Origin of the sequence: Streptomyces barringtoniae, from assembly GCF_020819595.1 — a bacterium.
Lineage (GTDB): Bacteria > Actinomycetota > Actinomycetes > Streptomycetales > Streptomycetaceae > Streptomyces > Streptomyces barringtoniae.
Genome location: NZ_JAJHNP010000001.1, coordinates 408,166 through 429,211, shown reverse-complemented (window position 1 = coordinate 429,211; position 21,046 = coordinate 408,166). Strand labels below are relative to the sequence as shown.

Below are 21,046 nucleotides of genomic sequence, written 5' to 3'. Positions count from 1 at the left end.
TGGTTGTGTCCTACTCCGGGAGGGTTTCGGGACCGAGCTGTTCCGGCAGTGGCTGCGGGGGCCGCGGACCAACGTACTGGCCCACCGGGCGCATGCGCAGCGGGCGCTCGCCGTACTCCTCCAAGGCGTGGGCGATCCAGCCCGCCGTCCGGGCGACGGCGAAGATCGTCTCGCCCGCCGTGGCGGGCATGCCGCTGGACGCGGTGAACACCGCGAGGGCGAGGTCGACGTTGGCGTGCAGCGGGGTGTGGCGGGCGGTGGTGGCGACGATGTCCCGGGCGGCGAGCAGGGCGGACTCTGCGCGCGGGACCTGCTCCAGGAGGCCGAACAGCACGCTCGCGCGCGGATCCTCGCCGGTGTAGAGACGGTGGCCGAGCCCCGGGACCCGGCGTCCTGCGCGCAGTTCGCCGGCGATCACCGGGACCGCCGTGCCCTGGTCGAGCACATCGAGGAGCATGCGGTGGGCGTCGCCGCTCGCGGCGCCGTGCAGCGGGCCCTCCAGGACGCCGAGCCCGGCGGAGACGGCCGCGTAGGCGTGCGCGCGGGCCGAGGCGGCGACGCGGACGGCGAGCGTGGAGGCGGCCAGATCGTGGTCGGCGAGCAGGGCGAGAGCGGTGTCCAGGACCCGCAGGGACGCCTCGTCGGCGGGACGGCCGGTCAGCCGGGCCCAGAGCCGGTGGGCGAGCGGAGTGTCGTCCTCGTGGTCGCGCCGGGCCGGCGGCAGCGCGGCGACGAGCGTGGGGATGAGGATCCGCGCGGTGTTCAGCACGGCCTCCTCGGACAGGTCGAAGCGCAGCGGGTCCTCCGCTGCCGCGGCGACGGCCGCCACGCGCAGCCGGTCGGTGGGGGAGGCGTGCTCGGACAGCGCGTTCACCGCGCGGCGCGCGATCTCGACGGTGGGGGCGGGCGCGGAAAAGGTCACGCCCGGGGTGAGCCGGCCCGTCCACAGCCACTCCGCGATCTCCTCGTAGGAGTGACGAAGCGCCAGCTCGACGGCGTCCACGCCCCGGAAGTAGTACCGGTCGTGCTCGATCAGTGTGATGCGGGTCCGGACGGACAGGTCGGCGCCGGAGCCCGGGGTTCCGGCCGCCTCCCGGCGGTGACGCCGGGCGAGGGCCTCGACCTCCTTCGCCTCGAAGGTGCTGGCACGGCCGCCGGGCTCGCGCCTGCTGTTGAGCAGGCCGCGGCTCACGTACGCGTACACCGTCTCCGGCTTCACGCCGAGCAGTTCGGCGGTCTCCTTGGTGGTCAGCCTGCGCCCGGGACGGCCGGGAGCGGGTTCGTGATCGCGCATGGGGGTCACCGTAGCCGCCTCTGCACATGTTGATCGGAATACATTGATTAAATCAATATTGACAAGAAATCAGTCAAGCATGGACAGTCGGATCAAGTCCAGGGAGGAGAAACCATGGCCATCAACAGGACCGCGACCCCGCTCATCGAGGCACCGCGCGGACTCGCCGGCGTCGTCGTCACCGAGACCGAGATCGGTGACGTCCGGGGGCGCGAGGGCTTCTACCACTACCGCCAGTACTCGGCCGTCGAACTCGCGCGGACCCGCGGCTTCGAGGACGTCTGGCACCTTCTGGTCCACGGCTCGCTCTCGGACGCGGAGCGCCGCGCCGCCTTCACCGCCGAGACCGCGGCGCTGCGGCGGCTGCCCGAGGAGGTCCGCGCGGCACTGCCCGCGATCGCCGCGGCGAGCCGCGTCTCCGGGCCGCTGTCCGGGCTGCGCACGGCCCTGTCCCTGCTGGGTTCGGCGCGGGGTCTGCGCCCGGTGTACGACATCGACGCCGACCGGCGCCGCGCCGACACCCTGGCCGTCTGCGCTGCCGTACCCACCCTGCTCACCGCGCTGTACCGGCTGGGGCAGGGCCTGGAGCCGGCCGAACCGCGCGACGACCTCCCGTACGCGGCCAACTACCTGTACATGCTCACGGGTGAGGAGCCCGAGCCGCGCCAGGCACGTGCGGTCGAGCAATATCTGATCTCAACCATCGATCACGGGTTCAATGCATCAACCTTCACGGCCCGCGTCATCGCCTCCACCGGAGCCGACGTGGCCGCCTGCCTGACCGGAGCGGTGGGTGCCCTGTCCGGGCCGCTGCACGGAGGCGCGCCCAGCCGGGCCCTGGACACACTCGACGCCATCGGCACGCCGGACCGGATCGACCCGTGGATCCGCGAGCGGGTGCTCGCCGGCGACCGGATCATGGGCTTCGGACACGCCATCTACCGCACGGAGGACCCCCGTTCGCGGATGCTGAGGGAGATCGCCCTCGGCTTCGGCGGTCCGCGCGTCGACTTCGCGGTGGAGGTCGAGCGCCGCGTCGAGGCGATCCTCGCCGAGCTGAAGCCCGGCCGTGAACTCCACACCAACGTGGAGTTCTACGCCGGTGTGGTCATGGAGCTCTGCGGACTTCCCCGCGAGATGTTCACCCCCACCTTCGCGGCGGCACGCGTGGTCGGCTGGAGCGCCAACATTCTGGAACAGGCGGCCGAATCGAAGATCATCCGTCCGGTGGCGCGGTATGTGGGGCCGACGCCGCCGGTCGCGGTACCGGCCGCGCTCTGACCCGGCCGGCCGACGCCGACGCCCTCTTATCCTGGTCCGGCAGCCGGTCCACAGGAGAGAGGTCACCCGTTGGGGAACAGCAGCGGTCCGCAGATCCCGGTCGTCGTGCTCGCCGGATTCCTGGGCTCCGGGAAGACCACGCTCCTCAACCACCTCCTGCACCGCAGCGGAGGCAGCCGGATCGGGGCGATCGTCAACGACTTCGGGGCCATCGAGATCGACGCGATGGCCGTCGCGGGCGCCCTCGGCGACTCGACCGTCTCCCTCGGCAACGGCTGCCTGTGCTGCGCCGTCGACGCCGGCGAACTCGACCTCTACCTGGAGCGGCTCGCCGACCCGGGCACCGGCATCGACGTGATCGTCATCGAGGCCAGCGGGCTCGCCGAGCCGCAGGAACTGGTGCGGATGGTACTGGCCAGCGAGCATCCGAGGGTCGTCTACGGCGGTCTGGTCGAGGTCGTGGACGCCGCCGAGTTCGACGACACCCGTGCCAGGCATCCGGAGATCGACCGGCATCTCGCCCTCGCCGACCTGATCGTGGTCAACAAGCTCGACCGGGCCGCCGACGGTGACCGGGTGCTCGGTCTGGTGCGCTCCCTCGCCGACCGCGCCGCCGTGGTCCCCGCCACCTACGGCCGGATCGACCCGGAGTTCCTCTTCGACTGCAGGCCGAGCGAGGAGCGGATCGGGCAGCTGTCCTTCGACGACCTGCACGAGCACATCGAGGGCGACGGGCACCAGGAGCACGCCGGTCATCTGCACACCGGCTACGACAGCCTCTCCTTCACCTCCGAGGCGCCCCTGGAACCCCGCCGGCTCATGCGGTTCCTGGACAGCCGCCCCGAGGGGCTGTACCGGATCAAGGGGTACGTCGGCTTCGGGCCGTACGACCCCCTCAACCGGTACGCCGTGCACGCCGTCGGCCGCTTCCTGCGGTTCTACCCGGAGCCCTGGGGCGCTGCCGGCGACCGCCTCACCCAGCTCGTGCTGATCGGTTCCGGCATCGACACCGAGGCCCTCGGCCAGGAGCTCAAGGGGTGCGAGAACGACGCCCCACACGCCGACGAACACGGCATGTGGGGCGTCCTGCGCTATGTCCAGGGCTCCGAGGAGGAGCCCGGCGCGCAGCCGTACGAGGCGTCGTACGAGGGCTAGAGCACCGGTCCCGCGACCACCGCCACCGTCTTCGGCAGCGACGTGCCCGAGCCGTCCCGGCGCGGGTCCAGCTCCGGCAGCTCCGCCGGGGTCCCGTTCTTCTGCGCCGCGCGTGCGGGAGTCGGGCCCGCCCAGGCCAGCGACAGGCAGTCCTCGCCCTTCAGGAACCGCTGGCAGCGCACGCCGCCGGTGGCCCGGCCCTTGCGCGGGTACTGGTCGAACGGGGTCAGCTTGGCCGTCGTCTGCACCGAGTCGTCCAGCGTGCCGCGCGAGCCCGCCACCGTGAACACCACCGCGTCCACCGCCGGGTCGACCGCCGTGAACGAGATCACCTTGGCGCCCTCGGTGAGCTTGATGCCCGCCATACCGCCCGCGGGACGGCCCTGCGGACGCACGATGGACGCCTGGAAGCGCAGCAGCTGCGCGTCGTCCGTGATGAAGACCAGGTCCTCCTCGCCGGTGCGCAGCTCCACCGCGCCGACGATCCGGTCACCGTCCTTCAGCGTGATGACCTCCAACTCGTCCTTGCTGGACGGGTAGTCGGGGACCACACGCTTGACGACACCCTGCTCGGTGCCGAGCGCCAGGCCCGGGGACGACTCGTCCAGCGTGGTCAGGCAGACCACCGTCTCGTCGTCCTCCAGGGAGACGAACTCCGCCAGCGGTGCCCCACCGGAGAGATTCGGCGCGGTCGCCGTCTCCGGCAGCTGGGGCAGGTCGACCACGTTGATCCGCAGCAGCCGGCCCGCCGAGGTCACCGCGCCGACCTCGCCGCGCGCGGTCGCCGGCACCGCCGAGACGATCACGTCGTGCTTGGCGCGCCTGGCGCCGGCCTGCTCGGGGAACGGCTCGGCGGTCGCCGTACGGGCCAGCAGACCCGTCGAGGACACCAGCACCCGGCACGGGTCGTCGGCGACCTGCAGCGGCACCGTGGCCACCGGGGCGCCCGCGGACTCCAGCAGGACCGTACGCCGGTCGGTGCCGAACTTCTTGGCCACGGCGGCCAGTTCGGCCGAGACCAGCTTGCGCAGCTCCGCGTCGGAGTCCAGGATCCGGGTCAGCTCCGCGATCTCCGCGGTGAGCTTGTCCTTCTCCGCCTCCAGCTCGATGCGGTCGTACCTGGTGAGCCGGCGCAGCGGCGTGTCGAGGATGTACTGCGTCTGCACCTCGCTCAGCGAGAACCGCTGCATCAGGCGCTCCTTGGCCTCCGCGGAGTTCTCGCTGGACCGGATCAGCCGGATGACCTCGTCGATGTCGACCAGCGCGGTCAGCAGACCCTCGACCAGGTGCAGCCGGTCGCGCTTCTTGCCGCGGCGGAACTCGCTGCGGCGCCGGACCACGTCGAAGCGGTGGTCGAGATAGACCTCCAGCAGCTCCTTCAGGCCCAGCGTGAGCGGCTGGCCGTCCACCAGCGCGACGTTGTTGATGCCGAAGGACTCCTCCATCGGGGTCAGCTTGTACAGCTGCTCCAGGATGGCCTCCGGCACGAAGCCGTTCTTGATCTCGATGACCAGGCGCAGGCCGTGCTCACGGTCGGTGAGGTCCTTGACGTCGGCGATGCCCTGGACCTTCTTCGCGTTGACCAGGTCCTTGATCTTCGCGATGACCTTCTCGGGGCCGACCGTGAAGGGCAGTTCGGTGACCACCAGGCCCTTGCGGCGGGCGGTCACGGTCTCGATCGAGACCGTCGCGCGCATCTTGAAGGTGCCACGGCCCGTCGCGTACGCGTCACGGATGCCGTCCAGGCCGACGATCCGGCCGCCGGTGGGCAGGTCCGGGCCCGGGACGTGCTTCATCAGCGCGTCCAAATCCGCGTTCGGGTACTTGATCAGGTGGCGGGCGGCCGCGATGACCTCGCGCAGGTTGTGCGGCGCCATGTTCGTCGCCATGCCGACCGCGATGCCCGAGGAGCCGTTGACCAGCAGGTTCGGGAAGGCGGCGGGCAGCGCCACCGGCTCGCGCTCCTGGCCGTCGTAGTTCGGCGCGAAGTCGACCGTGTCCTCGTCGATCGACTCCGTCATCAGGCTCGTCGCCTCGGCCTGGCGGCACTCGGTGTACCGCATGGCGGCCGGCGGGTCGTCGTTGCCCAGCGAGCCGAAGTTGCCGTGGCCGTCGACCAGCGGCACCCGCATGGAGAAGGGCTGGGCCATGCGCACCAGCGCGTCGTAGATCGACGCGTCGCCGTGCGGGTGCAGCTTGCCCATGACCTCGCCGACGACGCGCGCGCACTTCACGTAGCCGCGGTCGGGGCGCAGGCCCATCTCGTTCATCTGGTAGACGATCCGGCGGTGCACCGGCTTGAGGCCGTCACGGGCGTCCGGCAGGGCGCGCGAGTAGATGACCGAGTACGCGTACTCGAGGTAGGAGCCACGCATCTCGTCCACGACGTCGATGTCGAGGATCCTCTCCTCGAACGAGTCGTCGGGCGGCGGGGTCTTCGTGCTGCGGCGGGCCATCGCTGCCGGCTCCTTGCTGAAGCGATTGACTGATCTGACGCGGACCATTGTGGACCGCGGCACTGACAACCCGTGCCACGACCCGGTCCCCGGAGGTTTCCCAGCGTCCCCGGGCGGGTCCGGAGGGGGCCGCGGGATCCGCTGTGGGCGTACGTCCCGCCGGAACTTCGCCGAGGTCCCGCACGGTTTGCATACAGTGGCAGGAACGGCAGGAAAACCGCGGTTTCCACAACCGCCTCCGCTCGCGAAGGGATGTACATGCCCATGGGTCACACGACCACAGCCGAGGCAGGCTCCGGGGGCCTGACAGCGACCGAGCATCGCCTGGCCAACGGTCTGCGCGTGGTGCTCTCCGAGGACCACCTGACCCCGGTCGCGGCGGTCTGCCTCTGGTACGACGTCGGCTCCCGCCACGAAGTCAAGGGCCGTACCGGCCTGGCTCACCTTTTCGAGCACCTGATGTTCCAGGGCTCGGCGCAGGTCCAGGGCAACGGTCACTTCGAGCTCGTCCAGGGCGCCGGCGGCTCGCTGAACGGCACCACCAGCTTCGAGCGCACCAACTACTTCGAGACCATGCCCGCCCACCAGCTGGAGCTCGCACTCTGGCTGGAGGCCGACCGCATGGGCTCGCTGCTCGCCGCCCTGGACGACGAGTCCATGGAGAACCAGCGGGACGTCGTCAAGAACGAGCGCCGCCAGCGCTACGACAACGTGCCCTACGGCACGGCCTTCGAGAAGCTGACCGGCCTGTCGTACCCGGAGGGCCACCCCTACCACCACACGCCGATCGGCTCGATGGCGGACCTGGACGCGGCCACCCTGGAGGACGCCCGCCAGTTCTTCCGTACCTACTACGCGCCGAACAACGCGGTACTCTCCGTGGTCGGCGACATCGATCCCCACCAGACCCTCGCCTGGATCGAGAAGTACTTCGGGTCGATCCCGTCCCACGACGGCAAGCCCGCCCCCCGCGACGGCTCGCTGCCGGAGGTCATCGGCGAGCAGAAGCGCGAGGTCGTCGTCGAGGAGGTCCCGGCGCGCGCCCTGATGGCGGCCTACCGCCTCCCGCACGACGGCACGCGCGCGTGCGACGCCGCCGACATCGCCCTGACCGTCCTCGGCGGCGGCGAGTCCTCCCGCCTCTACAACCGGCTGGTGCGCCGCGACCGCACGGCCGTCGCGGCCGGATTCGGCCTGCTGCGGCTCGCCGGCGCGCCCTCCATGGGCTGGCTGGACGTGAAGACCTCCGGTGACGTCGAGGTGCCGGTCATCGAGACCGCCATCGACGAGGAGCTGGCCCGGTTCGCCGAGGAGGGCCCCACCCCCGAGGAAATGGAGCGCGCCCAGGCCCAGTTGGAGCGCGAGTGGCTGGACCGGCTCGGCACGGTCGCCGGCCGCGCCGACGAACTGTGCCGGTACGCCGTCCTGTTCGGCGACCCGCAGCTCGCCCTCACCGCCGTCAAGCGCGTCCTGGAGGTGACCCCCGAGGAGGTCCAGGAGGTCGCCAAGGCCCGCCTGCGCCCCGACAACCGCGCGGTCCTGGTCTACGAACCGAAGTCCCCGGAGCAGGCCCCGGACGCCGACGTGCCCGAGGACCCGGAGCAGGAAGCCACCGTAGAGGCCGGTAACGAGAACGAGGAGACGGCCAAGTGACCGAGCTCGCCACCATGGACTTCCACCCCCAGCCGCAGCCCGGCGAGGCCAAGCCGTGGGCGTTCCCGGCCCCCGAGCGGGGCACGCTCGACAACGGCCTGACCGTGCTGCGCTGCCACCGGCCCGGCCAGCAGGTCGTCGCCGTCGAGGTGCTGCTGGACGCACCCCTGGACGCCGAGCCGGCTGGCCTGGACGGCGTCGCCACGATCATGGCGCGGGCCTTCTCCGAGGGCACCGACAAGCACTCCGCCGAGGAGTTCGCCGCCGAACTGGAGCGCGCGGGCGCCACGCTGGACTCCCACGCCGACCACCCCGGCGTCCGGATCAGCCTGGAGGTGCCGGCCTCCCGCCTGGCCAAGGGCCTCGGCCTGCTCGCCGACGCGCTGCGCGCGCCCGCGTTCGCCGACAGCGAGGTGGAGCGGCTGGTCCGCAACCGCCTGGACGAGATCCCGCACGAGCTGGCCAACCCCTCGCGCCGGGCCGCGAAGGAACTCTCCAAGGAGCTGTTCCCGGTGGCCTCGCGCATGTCGCGCCCGCGCCAGGGCACCGAGGAGACGGTCGAGAAGATCGACGCCGCCGCCGTACGCGCCTTCTACAGCCGGCACGTACGCCCCGCCACGGCCACCGCGGTCGTCGTCGGCGACCTCACCGGCGTCGACCTGGACGCGCTGCTCGGCGACACCCTGGGCGCCTGGACGGGCACCCCGGGCGAGCCCCGGCCCGTGCCGCCGGTGACCGCGGACGACACCGGACGCGTGGTCATCGTGGACCGGCCCGGCGCCGTCCAGACGCAGCTGCTCATCGGCCGCGTGGGCCCCGACCGGCACGACCGCGTGTGGCCCGCACAGGTGCTCGGCACCTACTGCCTCGGCGGCACCCTCACCTCCCGCCTGGACCGCGTCCTGCGCGAGGAGAAGGGCTACACCTACGGTGTGCGCGCGTTCGGCCAGGTCCTTCGTTCCGCGCCGGACGGCACGGGCGCGTCGATGCTCGCCATCAGCGGCTCCGTGGACACCCCCAACACCGGCCCGGCGCTGGAGGACCTGTGGAAGGTGCTGCGCACCCTCGCCGCGGACGGCCTGACCGACGCCGAGCGGGACGTGGCCGTGCAGAACCTCGTCGGGGTGGCGCCGCTGAAGTACGAGACCGCGGCCGCCGTCGCAAGCACGCTGGCCGACCAGGTCGAGCAGCACCTGCCCGACGACTTCCAGGCGACGCTCTATCAGCAGCTCGCCGCGACGGGCACGGTGGAGGCCACGGCGGCCGCCGTGAACGCCTTCCCGGTGGACCGCCTGGTGACCGTCCTCGTCGGTGACGCCGCCCAGATCAAGGCGCCGGTGGAGGCGCTCGGCATCGGTGAAGTGACCGTGGTGGCGGCCGAGTAGTGGCCGCACGGACGGCTGCGTGACGGCACACGCGCGTGGGGCCCTGACGACCGACTCGTCGTCAGGGCCCCCGGCGTTCCACTCCCTTCCTCAGATGCCCGATTTGAGACGGAGGTTGCCTGTCTGCCCTGTGGGATGCGCTACAAAAGCCCGGATCGGTTTGGGGTTCGGAAGCAGGCTTTCGTAGCGTCGTCCGGGCTGTTCGTCAGCAGGCAGTGCGCCGCACCCGCGGCACCGGACAGCCATCGCCGAGTCCCCGTACGGCGCGAGCCAGGGGAGCCGGGGACCCACGCAGTCCCTGGGGTGAATCGGGCGCCCGCGCGAGCGCGAGGGAGTCCGTAGGAGACCTTCCTGCTCCGAACCCGTCAGCTAACCCGGTAGGCGAGAGGGAAGGAAAGGACCAGCCACTTCATGGCGTTCATGTGCGCCACCGGGAAGCACCGCAAGCCCGGCCGGGTCAAGCGCACCACCGCTCAGGCGGCAGGCGTCGCGGCCCTCACCACCACCGGTGTCATCGGCACCCTCGCCGCCTCCCCGGCACTCGCCGCCGAGAACACGGTGGAGCAGACCGGCCTCACGCCGGTCCTCGCCGTGAGCGACGACGTCGCCGAGCACATCGACGCACAGGCCGACGCGCAGCAGCAGGCCGCCGAGCAGAAGGCGGCCGAGAAGGCCGCCGCCAGGAAGGCGAAGGAGGAGCGCGAGGCCAGGGCCCGCGCCGCCCGGGAGGCCGAGCGCAAACGCCTGAACGCCTTCGTCGCCCCGATAGCCGGTTCCTACGTCTCCACCGGCTACCAGGCCAGCAGCTCCCTGTGGTCCTCCGGCCACCACACGGGCATCGACTTCCACGCCGCCAGTGGCACCCCCGTCCACGCGGTCGGCTCCGGCACGGTCGTCTCCACCGGCTGGGGCGGCGCGTACGGCAACCAGATCGTGATCCGGATGGCCGACGGCATGTACACCCAGTACGGCCACCTGTCGTCCATCGGCGTCTCGGTCGGTCAGCAGGTCAGCTCCGGGCAGCAGATCGGCCTGTCCGGCGCGACCGGCAACACCACCGGCCCGCACCTGCACTTCGAGGCCCGTACGACCCCCGACTACGGCTCGGACGTCGACCCCGTCGCCTACCTCCGCAAGCACGGCGTGAACGTCTGACGCCCCGTCGCGCCCCACGCGAAGCCCCGGCTCACGAGCCGGGGCTTTCGCCGTTTTCCGCGGGCCCCTCCCGACCCGCTGACCAAAAAATATCCATGGATTCCGGACCTCCGTCGGAAATTACGGCTCATTGGAATAGAGTCACGGAACACGCGTCCATCGTCGACGTTTCACGGGGATTAAGGCGGAGGTCGGTCATGCGTATTCCGGCGCACTCGGTGTGCACGGCCATCCGGGACGACATCGTCGCGGGTGTCTACGAGCGCGGCGGCCGGCTGACCGAGGAAGTCCTGGCCCGCCGCTACGGCGTCTCGCGCGTGCCTGTCCGCGAGGCCCTGCGCACCCTGGAGGCCGAGGGCTTCGTGGTGACCCGCCGGCACGCGGGCGCGTGCGTGGCCGAGCCGACCGAGCAAGAGGCCGCCGACCTGCTGGAGATGCGCCTGCTGCTGGAGCCGCTCGGGGCCGCCCGGGCCGCCCAGCGGCGCACCGAGGCCCATCTGAAGGTGCTGCGCGGCCTCGTCAGGCTGGGCCAGGAGCGGGCCCGCAGTGGCAACAGCGGCGATCTGCGCTCGCTGGGCGGCTGGTTCCACGAGACGCTCGCCCAGGCCTCGGGCAGCCCCTCGCTGACCGCGATGCTCGGCCAGCTGCGGCACAAGATCGCCTGGATGTACGCGGTGGAGGCGCCGTCGAGCCCGGTGGATCACTGGGCCGAGCACGGCGCCATCGTCGACGCGGTGGCGCGCGGCGACGGCGAGCGCGCGCGGGCGGTCGCGGCGCTGCACACCGAGCGCGCGACGGCCGCGCACCGGCTGCGTTTTTCCGGGAGCGCCGAACGTGTGAGGACTTCGCAACACGCCGTAAACATGTCGGGCCTTCGGCATTAACACGGGCGCCGTATACAAAGAAGAGGTATTCGGCTGCGGTCTATTTCCGCTGCTTCAATTCCGGTGTGCGCGCAATGAGCCCGGAAACGGCGGAGCCGCGCCGCCCGAAAAGGGCGACGCGGCTCCGCCGTATCAATGCGCTGGTGTTCAGACCGTCTCGGGCAGTTCCTCGAGGCCCTCGGAGACCAGCTTGGCCAGACGGTCCAGGGCGGCTTCGGCGCCCTCGGCGTCGGAGGCGAGGACGATCTCCTCGCCGCCCTGGGCGCCCAGGCCCAGGACAGCCAGCATGGAGGCCGCGTTGACGGGGTTGCCGTCAGCCTTGGCGATCGTCACCGGGACGCCTGCGGCCGTGGCGGCTCGGACGAAGATGGAGGCGGGGCGGGCGTGGAGACCCTCGGCCCAGCCGACGTTGACGCGGCGCTCAGCCATGTGTTGCTGCCCTTCAGTCTTCAGGGTTGTCTAGACCAGTTTCCCATATCGCGAAGCATGCCCGGAGCGGACCTTCGTCCGCTCCGGCGTGGCGTCGGAACCGCGGCCTCGGTTCCGGCTTCCGTCCTCCACAGACTGCCCCGCGCCGTTGTCGGACGCGAGCCGTACTCTGGGGCCCATGCAGACCTCGGCGGACCGGCAGGACCGGCACCAATACCCCGCCCACTGGGAGGCGGACGTGGTGCTGCGCGACGGGGGTACCGCGCGCATCAGGCCCATCACCGTTGATGACGCCGACCGCCTGGTCAGCTTTTACGAGCAGGTCTCGGACGAGTCGAAGTACTACCGCTTCTTCGCGCCGTACCCCAGGCTCTCCGCCAAGGACGTCCACCGCTTCACGCACCACGACTTTGTGGACCGGGTGGGACTCGCGGCCACCATCGGCGGCGAGTTCATCGCCACCGTACGCTATGACCGCATCGGCGCGGACGGCATGCCCGCGTCCGTACCCGCCGACGAGGCCGAGGTGGCCTTCCTGGTGCAGGACGCCCACCAGGGCCGCGGGGTCGCCTCCGCCCTGCTGGAGCACATCGCGGCGGTCGCCCGCGAGCGCGGCATCCGTCGCTTCGCCGCCGAGGTGCTGCCCGCCAACACCAAGATGATCAAGGTGTTCACGGACGCCGGCTACACCCAGCAGCGCAGCTTCGAGGACGGCGTCGTCCGCCTGGAGTTCGACCTCGAACCCACCGACCGCTCCCTCGCCGTGCAGCGCGCGCGGGAACAGCGCGCCGAGGCCCGCTCGGTACGGCGGCTGCTGATGCCCGGCTCGGTCGCGGTCGTCGGCGTCGGCCGCGCCCCCGGCGGCGTCGGCCGCAGCGTCCTCGGCAACATCCGGGACGCCGGCTACGGCGGCCGGCTGCACGCGGTGAACAAGGCATTCCCCGAGGACCTGCAGGAGGTCGACGGGGTGCCGGCACACCGGCGCGTGCGGGACATCGGCGGCCCGGTGGACCTCGCCGTGGTCGCCGTACCGGCCGAGCACGTGCCCGCCGTGGTCGCCGAGTGCGGGGAACACGGGGTGCAGGGGCTCGTCGTGCTCTCCGCCGGGTACGCCGAGAGCGGGCCCGAGGGCCGCGAGCGGCAGCGGGCGCTCGTCCGGCAGGCACGCGCGTACGGCATGCGGCTCATCGGCCCGAACGCCTTCGGGATCATCAACACCGCCGCGGACGTGCGCCTCAACGCCTCCCTCGCCCCGGAGATGCCCCGCCCCGGCCGCATCGGCATGTTCGCCCAGTCCGGCGCCATCGGCATCGCCCTGCTGTCCCGGCTGCACCGGCGCGGGGGAGGGGTCACCGGGGTCACCGGCGTGTCCACCTTCGTCTCCGCCGGCAACCGCGCGGACGTCTCCGGCAACGACGTCCTCCAGTACTGGTACGACGACCCCGAGACCGACGTCGTCCTCATGTACCTGGAGTCCATCGGCAACCCGCGCAAGTTCACGCGCCTCGCGCGCCGGACGGCGGCGGCCAAGCCGCTGGTCGTGGTGCAGGGGGTCGGCTCCGCGCCGCAGGGGCACGCGGTCCGGGCCACCCGGCTGCCGCACGCCACCGTCTCCGCACTGCTGCGGCAGGCCGGGGTGATCCGGGTCGACACGATCACCGAGCTGGTCGACGCGGGGCTGCTGCTCGCCCGGCAGCCGCTGCCGGCGGGGCCGAGGGTGGCGATCCTGGGGAACTCCGAGTCGCTGGGGGTGCTGACGTACGACCGGTGTGTGGCGGAGGGCCTGCGGCCCTCGCGCCCGCTGGACCTGACGACGGGGGCCACGGCGGAGGACTTCCACCGGGCGCTGGGTGCCGCGCTGGCCGACGAGACGTGCGACTCCGTCGTGGTGACGGCGATCCCCGCGATCGGGGAAGCCTCCCCGGGGGATGCGGAGCTGGCCGAGGCGTTGCGGTCGGCTGCGGCTGCCGTTCCGGGGAAGCCGGTGCTGGTGGTGCATGTGGAGCTCGGGGGGCTTGCGGAGGCGTTGTCGGCTGCGGCGAGCACTGCACCACAGGCCGTTTCCGGGGCGGCCGGTACCGAGGCCGGCGCCCGCCCTTCCCCGCTCTCGTCCTCGCTCGAGCGGGGGGACCCCCGTCGCCCTGCGGAACGGCCGCCCACCGCGGTGGCGGAGACCGGTGCGCCCACCGCGGCAGGGGATGCGACCGGTCCGCCGGAAGGCATGCACCTCATACCCGCCTACCCCGCCGCCGAGCGCGCCGTGCGGGCGCTGGCCGAAGCCGTCAAGTACGGGCAGTGGCGGAGGGAGGCGATGGATCCGGGGAAGGTGCCCGAGTACGAGGACATCGACGAGAAGGGGGCCGCGCGGCTGATCGGCGAGCTTCTCGCGCGGGGGGAAGGGCTCACCATCTCCGACGCGGAGACCTGCGAGCTGCTCGGCAAGTACGGCATCCCGGTGCGGCGCGCGCTGCCCGCACCCACCCCGGACGCCGCCGCCGAAGCCGCCCGCGCCCTCGGCTACCCGGTCGCCCTCAAGGCCACCGCCCCGCATCTGCGGCACCGCGCCGACCTGGGCGGCGTACGCCTCGACCTGGCGGACGAGGAGCAACTGCGCCGGGCGTACGCCGAGTTGACCGGGCTGTTCGGCAAGCCGGAGGAGCTGCGGCCGGTGGTGCAGGGCATGGCACCGCGCGGCGTCGACACCGTCGTACGGGCCGTGATCGACCCGGCGGCCGGGGCCGTGCTGTCGTTCGGGCTCGCCGGGGCCGCCTCCCAGCTGCTCGGGGACATGGCGCACCGGCTGGTCCCGGTCACCGACCGGGAGGCGACCTCGCTGGTGCGGTCGATCCGTACGGCACCGCTGCTGTTCGGCTGGCGCGGCTCCACACCCGTCGACACCCCGGCGCTGGAGGCGCTGCTGCTGCGGGTGTCCCGGCTGGTCGACGACCATCCCGAGGTGGTCGCCGTCACCCTGGAACCGGTCGTCGTCGCCCCGCACGGCGTGAGCGTCCTCGGCGCCACGGTGCGGGTCGCGCCCCCGCCCGTCCGCGACGACCTCGGCCCGCGCACGATGCCGGCCTACTGATCGGGGGAAGGGGTGGGGGCCGCATGGAGATCGCCGGGCCCGGCGGTTGCCCGAGGGCGGCTGCGCCTGTCGGCTCGGGGCTTCCGGTGCGTGCGCGGGTGCGGGAACGTGAGGGTTCTCGCGCCCACGCGGCGGAGCCCATATCGAGCGCGGCCGCGTGTCCCTGAGGCCGACCGCCTCCGCCTCGGCTCCCAGTGGCCGCGGCCCGCCCCCGGTCTGCGCGACTGGCCCGGACCCCCCGTGCCCACGGATTAGGATGGACGCCATGGCCAAGACCAGTACGACGACCCAGGGGCTGCGCGCAGCGATCGAGCGCAGCGGCTACTACCCGGCCCTCGTGGCCGAGGCGGTGGAGGCCGCTGTGGGCGGCGAGCCCATCCGGTCGTACCTGGTCCACCAGGAGACCACCTTCGACCAGAACGAGGTGCGGCGGCATGTGACCGTGCTCGTTCTCACCGGCAACCGCTTCATCGTCAGCCACACCGACGAGCAGGCCGCCGACAGCACCTCCCCGACGCCGTACGCCACCACCTCCACCGAGTCCGTGAAGCTCGGCCGGATCTCGTCGGTCGTGGTCAGCCGGGTGGTCGCCAATCCCGAGCAGTACGCGCCGGGCACCCTGCCCCGCGAGGTCGTGCTGACCATCGGCTGGGGCGCGGTCAGCCGCATCGACCTGGAGCCCGCGGCCTGCGGCGACCCCAACTGCGACGCCGACCACGGCTACACCGGCAGCTCCACGGCGGACGACCTCAGCCTGCGCGTCAGCGAGGCCGGGGACGGCCCGGAGACGGTGCGGCAGGCGCTCGTCTTCGCACAGGCCATCTCGGAGGCGACCGCGGACATCGCCCGCTGATGTCCCAGCTCTCCGCCTGGGACCACCCGGAACCGCTCGCCCTGGACACCGCGCCGCTGCCCGAGTACGGCACCGGCTCCCTCGCCGACCTGCTGCCCACCCTGGCCGCCGGCATGGGCGTCCCCGGCATGACCGCCACGATCCGGGAACTGACCGCTGCCGACCGGGTCTGCGTCCTCCTGATCGACGGGCTCGGCTGGGAGCAGCTGCTGGCCCACCGGGACGAGGCCCCCTTCCTGAGCTCGCTGCTCGGCACCTCACGCGGCGGCACGGGCCGCCCGCTCACCGCCGGCTACCCGGCGACCACCGCCGTCTCCCTCGCCTCCGTCGGCACCGGCCTGCCGCCCGGCGCGCACGGCCTGCCCGGCTACACCGTGCGCAACCCGGCGACCGGCGAGCTGATGAACCAGCTCCGCTGGCAGCCGTACACCGATCCGCGCGCCTGGCAGCCGTACCCCACCGTCTTCCGGCTGGCGCAGGACGCAGGGGTGCACGCCGCCCAGGTGACCTCGCCCGTCTTCGAGCACACCCCGCTCACCAGGATCGCGCTCAGCGGCGGCAGCTTCCACGGCCGGCTGAGCGGCGAGGAGCGCATGGACCTCGCGGCCGAGCAGCTGGCCGCCGGGGACCGCTCGCTGGTCTACACGTACTACTCCGAGCTGGACGGCGCCGGACACCGCTACGGTGTCGCCTCCGACACCTGGCGCGGCCAGCTGATGTACGTCGACCGGCTCGCCCAGCGCCTCGCCGAGCAACTGCCGCCGCGCAGCGCGCTCTACGTCACCGCCGACCACGGCATGGTCGACGTCCCCTTCGACGACGAGCACCGCATCGACTTCGACACGGACTGGGAACTGCGCGCCGGGGTCGCCCTGCTGGGCGGCGAGGGCCGGGCGCGGCACGTGTACGCGGTGCCGCGCGCCGAGAACGACGTACTGACCGTCTGGCGCGAGGTGCTCGGCGAGCAGTTCTGGGTGGCCTCGCGGGACGAGGCGATCGCGGCGGGCTGGTTCGGGCCGCACATCGACGAGCGGGTGTACCCACGGCTCGGGGACGTGGTCGCGGCCGCGCACGACGATGTGCTGATCATCGCGTCCGAGCGCGAACCGAAGGAGTCGGCGCTGGTCGGCAACCACGGTTCGATGACGCCCGCCGAGCAGCTGGTCCCGCTGCTCGAAGTACGCTCCTGACGCTCGCCTCCCCCGTGACTACTCGTGTGACTACTCGCCGAAAGGTGCTCAACTCCTCATGCCCGAGCTGGTGTTCTTCTCCGGAACGATGGACTGCGGGAAGTCGACCCTGGCTCTGCAGATCGAGCACAACCGCTCCGCGCGCGGTCTCGTCGGCATGATCTTCACCCGGAACGACCGCGCGGGCGAGGGCAAGCTGTCCTCCCGGCTCGGCCTGGTCACCGACGCGGTGGAGGTCGCCGCCGACCAGGACCTGTACGCCTCTCTCGTGGAGCACCTCTCGCAGGGCCGCCGGGCCGACTACGTGATCGCGGACGAGGCGCAGTTCCTCGCGCCCGAGCAGATCGACCAGCTCGCGCGCGTGGTGGACGATCTCGGCCTTGACGTGTACGCCTTCGGGATCACCACCGACTTCCGCTCCAAGCTCTTCCCCGGCTCGCAGCGGCTGGTGGAGCTGGCCGACCGCATCGAGGTGCTCCAGGTGGAGGCGCTGTGCTGGTGCGGCGCCCGTGCCACGCACAACGCCCGCACGATAGGCGGCGAGATGGTGGTCGAGGGCGCCCAGGTGGTCGTAGGCGACGTCAACCAGGCGGCCGACGAGGTCGGCTACGAGGTGCTGTGCCGCCGCCATCACCGCCGTCGGATGACCGCGGCGACCGCACGGGCGGCGGCCCTCTCCCCGGACGTCCTGCCGGTCTCGTCCGGCTGAATCCGACGCGGGCGACCGACTGGTTCCACCCCGGTGCTCAGTGCGGGTTCTGGATCACCGAGAACTCCGCGCCCTCCGGGTCCGCCACCGTCGCCACCCGGCCGTGCGGGCTGTCGTGCGGCTGTCTGATGACGCGGCCGCCGAGGTCCGCCACGTGCCGCACCGTCGCGTCGGCGTCGGCGACCTCGAAGTACGTCTGCCAGTGCGGTCCGCGATCCCGGGGCAGGGCGTGGCCTACTCCGTGCAGCCCGGCCACCGGGCGGCCGGCGAGATACAGGGTCACGTAGTCGAAGTCGGCGGAGATCATCGGCTCCCGCTCGTAACCGAACACGGTCGCGTAGAACTTGGAGACGCTCTCCGTCTCGAAGGTCACCAGCTCGTTCCACGCGGGCGTGCCGGGCACCCCGGTGATCGCGGAACCCAGGTGCGCGACGCCCTGCCAGATGCCGAAGACGGCCCCGGAGGGATCCGCGGCGATGGCGATCCGCCCGGCCTCGGCGGCGTCCAGCGGTCCGACCGCCACGGTGCCGCCGCACTCCCGTACCGTGTCGGCCGTCTGGTCCACGTCCTGCGAGGCGAGGTACGGCGTCCAGGCGATCGGCAGCCGGCGGTCCGGCGGCAGCTGGCCCATGCCGGCCACCTCGTGCCCGTCCAGCAGCGCCCGCACATACGGGCCGAGCTGCTGCGGGCCCGGCCGGAACTCCCAGCCGAACAGCTCACCGTAGAACTCCTCGGTGGCGGCCAGCCCGTGTGCCATCAGGCTCACCCAGCAGGGCGTGCCGGGCGCACGCCGCGCGTGCGGGCCGGCCGGCTCCCGTGCCTCGGTCATCGATCACTCTCTCCCCGGCCCCTCGCGGTGGCCGTGTCGCTTCCGCTCCCCGGAAGGGGTGTCCACGCCGGCGGCGGGTACGCCCGTGCCGGTGCCCGCATCCTCCACGCCGCGACGGGACTTACCGCGTCGACGCTCGGCTGTACCTCCGGGAGGATGCCCGGTCTGCCGTCTTTCGCCGCTTCCTGACGATGGCCGGCGGGTGTCCGCCGGTTGTACAACACGTGCTCGATCCCGTACGCCCGGTGATCGAGCCTGCCCGGCCGAGCAGAGTAGCCGGACCTGGACGCCGCGGCCACCCCTGGCGTATGCATGGCGGCATGACAGCCATCATCACCGCATCCGATCTCGCACACGAGCTCACCGGGGACCGCCCTCCGGTGCTGCTGGACGTGCGCTGGCAGCTGAGCGTGGCGAAGGCGGCGGGCGCGCCGGCCTTCGACGGGCGGGCCGAGTACGAGGCCGGGCACATTCCCGGCGCGGCCTTCGTCGACCTGGACCGGGAACTGGCCGGAGAGCCCGGGGAGAACGGCCGGCATCCGCTGCCGGACCTCGCGGAGTTCGGCGCCGCGATGCGCCGCGCGGGCGTGTCGGCCGGCCGGCCGGTCGTCGTGTACGACGGCGGCCAGGGCTGGGCGGCGGCGCGGGCCTGGTGGCTGCTGCGCTGGACGGGTCACCCGGACGTGCGGGTCCTCGACGGCGGATTGCCCTCCTGGAAGGGCGAGCTGTCGAACGAGGTGCCGGATGTGGCCGAGGGCGACTTCCGGCCGGTGCCGGCCGTGTCGGGGCTGCTGGACGCGGACGGGGCCGCGGCCCTGGCCCGCGCGGGTGTGCTGCTGGACGCGCGGGCGGGGGAGCGGTACCGCGGTGAGGTGGAGCCGATCGACCGGGTCGGCGGCCACATCCCGGGCGCGGTGTCGGCGCCGACGACGGAGAACGTGGGCCCCGACGGCCGTTTCCTGCCCGCGGCGGAACTGCGGGACCGCTTCAAGGCCCTGGGCGTCTCCACGGACGCCGAGGTCGGTGTGTACTGCGGCTCGGGCGTCTCGGGCGCCCACGAGGTTCTCGCGCTCGCGGTGGCCGGCATTCCGGCGGCCCTGTACGTCGGTTCCTGGTCCGCATGGTCCTCGGACCCGTCCCGTCCGGTGGCGGTGGGCGCGGATCCGCAGTAGCGGCAGTCGGGAAGCGGGGTAGGCACGCGCGCGGCCGGAAAGCCGCGCACGCACGCGTGAGGGCTCACAACCGCGCACGCACGCGTGCGGCCTGAAAACCGGTCACGCACGCGTGCAGCCGGAAATGGGGGCACGCACGCGTGCCCCCACTGTTCCGTTCCCGTACGGCCGGTTACTCCTGCTTCTTGCGGCGCGTGCCGAACACGATCTCGTCCCAGCTCGGCACGGCGGCACGGCGGCCGGGGCGGACGCCGTCGGCCTCGGCCTGACGGTCGGTGGCGCCGATGAGCCGGTCGCGGTGGCTGCCGACGGAGCGGGGCATGAGGACGTCCGCGTAGGCCGAACCGGCCGAGGCGGCGGGGGCCGGCGGCTCCTCGGCGGCGGGCTCGCCGTCGGGCTCCTCCGGTGTCTCCGCCGGGCGCTCCGGGACCACCAGGTCACCCCGGAAGCTCGGCACGGCCTCCAGCAGGCTGGTCAGCGAGTCGCGTTCGCCCGTGCTCTCCTCGGCGGGCTCGGACGGCTGCGCGGGCAGACTCGGCCGCTCCCGCTCGCCCCGGTCCAGCGCGCGGTCCATCGAACGCTCGCGTGGCAGGCGGGCGATGCGCGGGACGAACGGGAAGCTCGGCTCGGGCACGGCCAGGTCGTCGGACTCGCCGATCAGCGAGCGCGCCTCGTCGTCCACGGCCTGCACGAGCCGCCGGGGCGGGTCGTACGTCCAGCTCGCCGAGTGCGGTTCGCCCGCGACCCGGTAGACGAGGAGCACCTCCCAGGTGCCGTCGTCGCGGCGCCAGGAGTCCCACTGCACGGTGTCCTTCTCGGCGCCGCGCAGCAGCAGCCGCTCCTGCACCGCCTCGCCGAGCAGCGGCCCGGAGTTCTCGCCTGGCCGGCGGACCGGGGTCTTGCGGGCACGCTCGGCCATGAAGGCGCGCTCGGCCAGCACGGGACCCTCGAAGCGGCGGACCCGGTCGACGGGGATCCCGGCGAGCTGCGCCACCTCTTCCGCGGTGGCACCGGCACGTATACGCGCCTGGATGTCACGGGGGCGGAGATGGCTCTCGACCTCGATCTCGATCTGGCCGAGGCGCGGCCGGTCGCCGCGCACGGCGGCGCGCAGCCGTTCGTCGATCGGAAGGGTGTACTCCGTTGCGTCGGCAGCCTTGAGCACCAGCCGTGTGCCGTCATTCGAGACGGCCACGACACGCAGTTCGGGCATGGGGACCTCCCGGGTGGTGCCTGCCGACGTCACGTGCGTCGCTGCTTCCGCTAGTCGAGTGTGGCCTGCCCGGGTGCAGCCTGCCACAACCTTGCCGAGTTGCCCGGCGTGTCGGGCACGGGCCCTGGGCCGCCGTTATGGCACGGTTACCTATTCGCAACGCTAAGTGACGAAATCTGTCACCCTGTGCAACTAGCCCCCTCCCGGCGGTCCTTCAAGGCCGCGGACACCCTGGTGGGAGACCGGACCCAGGGCTCGCAACAGTACTCCATTTGGACCATGTGCGTGGATGGGCGCGCCGCC

The 21,046-nt window shown here is 72.4% G+C and carries 16 protein-coding genes and 1 riboswitch; of the genes, 11 read left to right on the top strand and 5 right to left on the bottom strand.

Features of this window, described 5'->3' with window-relative positions; genetic code table 11:
* Positions 1–10 precede the first annotated feature (10 nt).
* Positions 11–1,294, bottom strand: coding sequence for a citrate synthase (locus LMU33_RS01795; protein ID WP_228616658.1), 1,284 nt, complete (start codon positions 1,292–1,294; stop codon positions 11–13).
* A gap of 114 nt (positions 1,295–1,408) precedes the next feature.
* Here LMU33_RS01795 and LMU33_RS01790 point away from each other — a divergent pair, with 114 nt between their 5' ends.
* Together LMU33_RS01790 and LMU33_RS01785 are read left to right on the top strand one after the other, a co-directional pair.
* On the top strand, positions 1,409–2,575 hold the full coding sequence (locus LMU33_RS01790) for a citrate synthase/methylcitrate synthase (protein WP_228616656.1): 1,167 nt from the start codon (positions 1,409–1,411) through the stop codon (positions 2,573–2,575).
* Between the two features lie 69 nt (positions 2,576–2,644).
* Positions 2,645–3,730, top strand: a complete 1,086-nt coding sequence (locus LMU33_RS01785; RefSeq protein ID WP_228616654.1) for a CobW family GTP-binding protein — start codon at positions 2,645–2,647, stop codon at positions 3,728–3,730.
* Here LMU33_RS01785 and LMU33_RS01780 read toward each other — a convergent pair.
* Complete coding sequence (locus LMU33_RS01780) at positions 3,727–6,186, bottom strand: DNA gyrase/topoisomerase IV subunit A (protein WP_228616652.1); 2,460 nt, start codon at positions 6,184–6,186, stop codon at positions 3,727–3,729. The two genes, LMU33_RS01785 and LMU33_RS01780, sit on opposite strands and share 4 nt — an antisense overlap.
* Before the next feature lie 258 nt (positions 6,187–6,444).
* Between LMU33_RS01780 and LMU33_RS01775 the strand changes: the two genes are divergently transcribed.
* From LMU33_RS01775 to LMU33_RS01760, 4 genes are all read left to right on the top strand, one after another.
* Positions 6,445–7,839: a M16 family metallopeptidase gene (locus LMU33_RS01775; protein WP_228616651.1), complete on the top strand. Its 1,395-nt coding sequence runs from the start codon at positions 6,445–6,447 to the stop codon at positions 7,837–7,839.
* Complete coding sequence (locus tag LMU33_RS01770) at positions 7,836–9,224, top strand: M16 family metallopeptidase (RefSeq protein ID WP_228616649.1); 1,389 nt, start codon at positions 7,836–7,838, stop codon at positions 9,222–9,224. Before LMU33_RS01775 ends, LMU33_RS01770 begins: the two co-directional genes overlap by 4 nt.
* Positions 9,225–9,460: 236 nt before the next feature.
* Positions 9,461–9,623: riboswitch (cyclic di-AMP (ydaO/yuaA leader) on the top strand.
* A 12-nt stretch (positions 9,624–9,635) separates the two neighbouring features.
* Positions 9,636–10,379 (top strand): M23 family metallopeptidase, encoded by a 744-nt coding sequence (locus LMU33_RS01765; RefSeq protein ID WP_228616647.1) that lies wholly within the window; start codon positions 9,636–9,638, stop codon positions 10,377–10,379.
* Positions 10,380–10,576: 197 nt separating this feature from the next.
* Positions 10,577–11,263 carry a GntR family transcriptional regulator gene (locus LMU33_RS01760; RefSeq protein ID WP_228616645.1) on the top strand — a complete coding sequence of 229 codons (687 nt, stop codon included), beginning with the start codon at positions 10,577–10,579 and terminating at the stop codon, positions 11,261–11,263.
* A 147-nt stretch (positions 11,264–11,410) separates the two neighbouring features.
* Here the strand turns inward: LMU33_RS01760 and LMU33_RS01755 are convergent, their stop codons facing one another.
* On the bottom strand, positions 11,411–11,692 hold the full coding sequence (locus tag LMU33_RS01755) for an HPr family phosphocarrier protein (protein ID WP_228616643.1): 282 nt from the start codon (positions 11,690–11,692) through the stop codon (positions 11,411–11,413).
* Positions 11,693–11,870: 178 nt separating this feature from the next.
* Between LMU33_RS01755 and LMU33_RS01750 the strand changes: the two genes are divergently transcribed.
* From LMU33_RS01750 to LMU33_RS01735, 4 genes are all read left to right on the top strand, one after another.
* Positions 11,871–14,777, top strand: a complete 2,907-nt coding sequence (locus LMU33_RS01750; protein WP_228616641.1) for a bifunctional acetate--CoA ligase family protein/GNAT family N-acetyltransferase — start codon at positions 11,871–11,873, stop codon at positions 14,775–14,777.
* Positions 14,778–15,042: 265 nt separating this feature from the next.
* The gene (locus LMU33_RS01745; protein WP_228616639.1) at positions 15,043–15,630 is read left to right on the top strand and encodes a DUF5998 family protein; all 588 of its coding nucleotides are present in this window, start codon (positions 15,043–15,045) and stop codon (positions 15,628–15,630) included.
* Positions 15,630–16,820: an alkaline phosphatase family protein gene (locus tag LMU33_RS01740; protein ID WP_228616637.1), complete on the top strand. Its 1,191-nt coding sequence runs from the start codon at positions 15,630–15,632 to the stop codon at positions 16,818–16,820. The genes LMU33_RS01745 and LMU33_RS01740 overlap by 1 nt, the downstream gene beginning before the upstream one ends.
* A 58-nt stretch (positions 16,821–16,878) precedes the next feature.
* A complete protein-coding gene (locus tag LMU33_RS01735; protein WP_228616635.1) occupies positions 16,879–17,529 on the top strand; it encodes a thymidine kinase in 651 nt (216 codons plus the stop codon).
* Positions 17,530–17,566: 37 nt separating this feature from the next.
* Here LMU33_RS01735 and LMU33_RS01730 read toward each other — a convergent pair whose 3' ends face one another.
* Positions 17,567–18,358, bottom strand: coding sequence for a VOC family protein (locus LMU33_RS01730; RefSeq protein WP_228616633.1), 792 nt, complete (start codon positions 18,356–18,358; stop codon positions 17,567–17,569).
* A gap of 320 nt (positions 18,359–18,678) precedes the next feature.
* Here LMU33_RS01730 and LMU33_RS01725 point away from each other — a divergent pair, with 320 nt between their 5' ends.
* Positions 18,679–19,530, top strand: a complete 852-nt coding sequence (locus LMU33_RS01725) for a sulfurtransferase (RefSeq protein WP_228616631.1) — start codon at positions 18,679–18,681, stop codon at positions 19,528–19,530.
* Between the two features lie 172 nt (positions 19,531–19,702).
* On the opposite strand, the gene sepH is transcribed toward LMU33_RS01725, so the two are convergent.
* Positions 19,703–20,743 (bottom strand): septation protein SepH, encoded by a 1,041-nt coding sequence (gene sepH / locus LMU33_RS01720; RefSeq protein WP_228616629.1) that lies wholly within the window; start codon positions 20,741–20,743, stop codon positions 19,703–19,705.
* Positions 20,744–21,046 lie beyond the last annotated feature (303 nt).

Coding starts and splice junctions, on each gene's coding strand:
- LMU33_RS01795 (WP_228616658.1), bottom strand. CDS start 1,294: ATGCGCGATCACGAACCCGCTCCCGGCCGTCCCGGGCGCAGGCTGACC.
- LMU33_RS01790 (WP_228616656.1), top strand. CDS start 1,409: ATGGCCATCAACAGGACCGCGACCCCGCTCATCGAGGCACCGCGCGGA.
- LMU33_RS01780 (WP_228616652.1), bottom strand. CDS start 6,186: ATGGCCCGCCGCAGCACGAAGACCCCGCCGCCCGACGACTCGTTCGAG.
- LMU33_RS01775 (WP_228616651.1), top strand. CDS start 6,445: ATGCCCATGGGTCACACGACCACAGCCGAGGCAGGCTCCGGGGGCCTG.
- LMU33_RS01765 (WP_228616647.1), top strand. CDS start 9,636: ATGGCGTTCATGTGCGCCACCGGGAAGCACCGCAAGCCCGGCCGGGTC.
- LMU33_RS01760 (WP_228616645.1), top strand. CDS start 10,577: ATGCGTATTCCGGCGCACTCGGTGTGCACGGCCATCCGGGACGACATC.
- LMU33_RS01755 (WP_228616643.1), bottom strand. CDS start 11,692: ATGGCTGAGCGCCGCGTCAACGTCGGCTGGGCCGAGGGTCTCCACGCC.
- LMU33_RS01750 (WP_228616641.1), top strand. CDS start 11,871: ATGCAGACCTCGGCGGACCGGCAGGACCGGCACCAATACCCCGCCCAC.
- LMU33_RS01745 (WP_228616639.1), top strand. CDS start 15,043: ATGGCCAAGACCAGTACGACGACCCAGGGGCTGCGCGCAGCGATCGAG.
- LMU33_RS01740 (WP_228616637.1), top strand. CDS start 15,630: ATGTCCCAGCTCTCCGCCTGGGACCACCCGGAACCGCTCGCCCTGGAC.
- LMU33_RS01735 (WP_228616635.1), top strand. CDS start 16,879: ATGCCCGAGCTGGTGTTCTTCTCCGGAACGATGGACTGCGGGAAGTCG.
- LMU33_RS01730 (WP_228616633.1), bottom strand. CDS start 18,358: ATGACCGAGGCACGGGAGCCGGCCGGCCCGCACGCGCGGCGTGCGCCC.
- LMU33_RS01725 (WP_228616631.1), top strand. CDS start 18,679: ATGACAGCCATCATCACCGCATCCGATCTCGCACACGAGCTCACCGGG.
- sepH (WP_228616629.1), bottom strand. CDS start 20,743: ATGCCCGAACTGCGTGTCGTGGCCGTCTCGAATGACGGCACACGGCTG.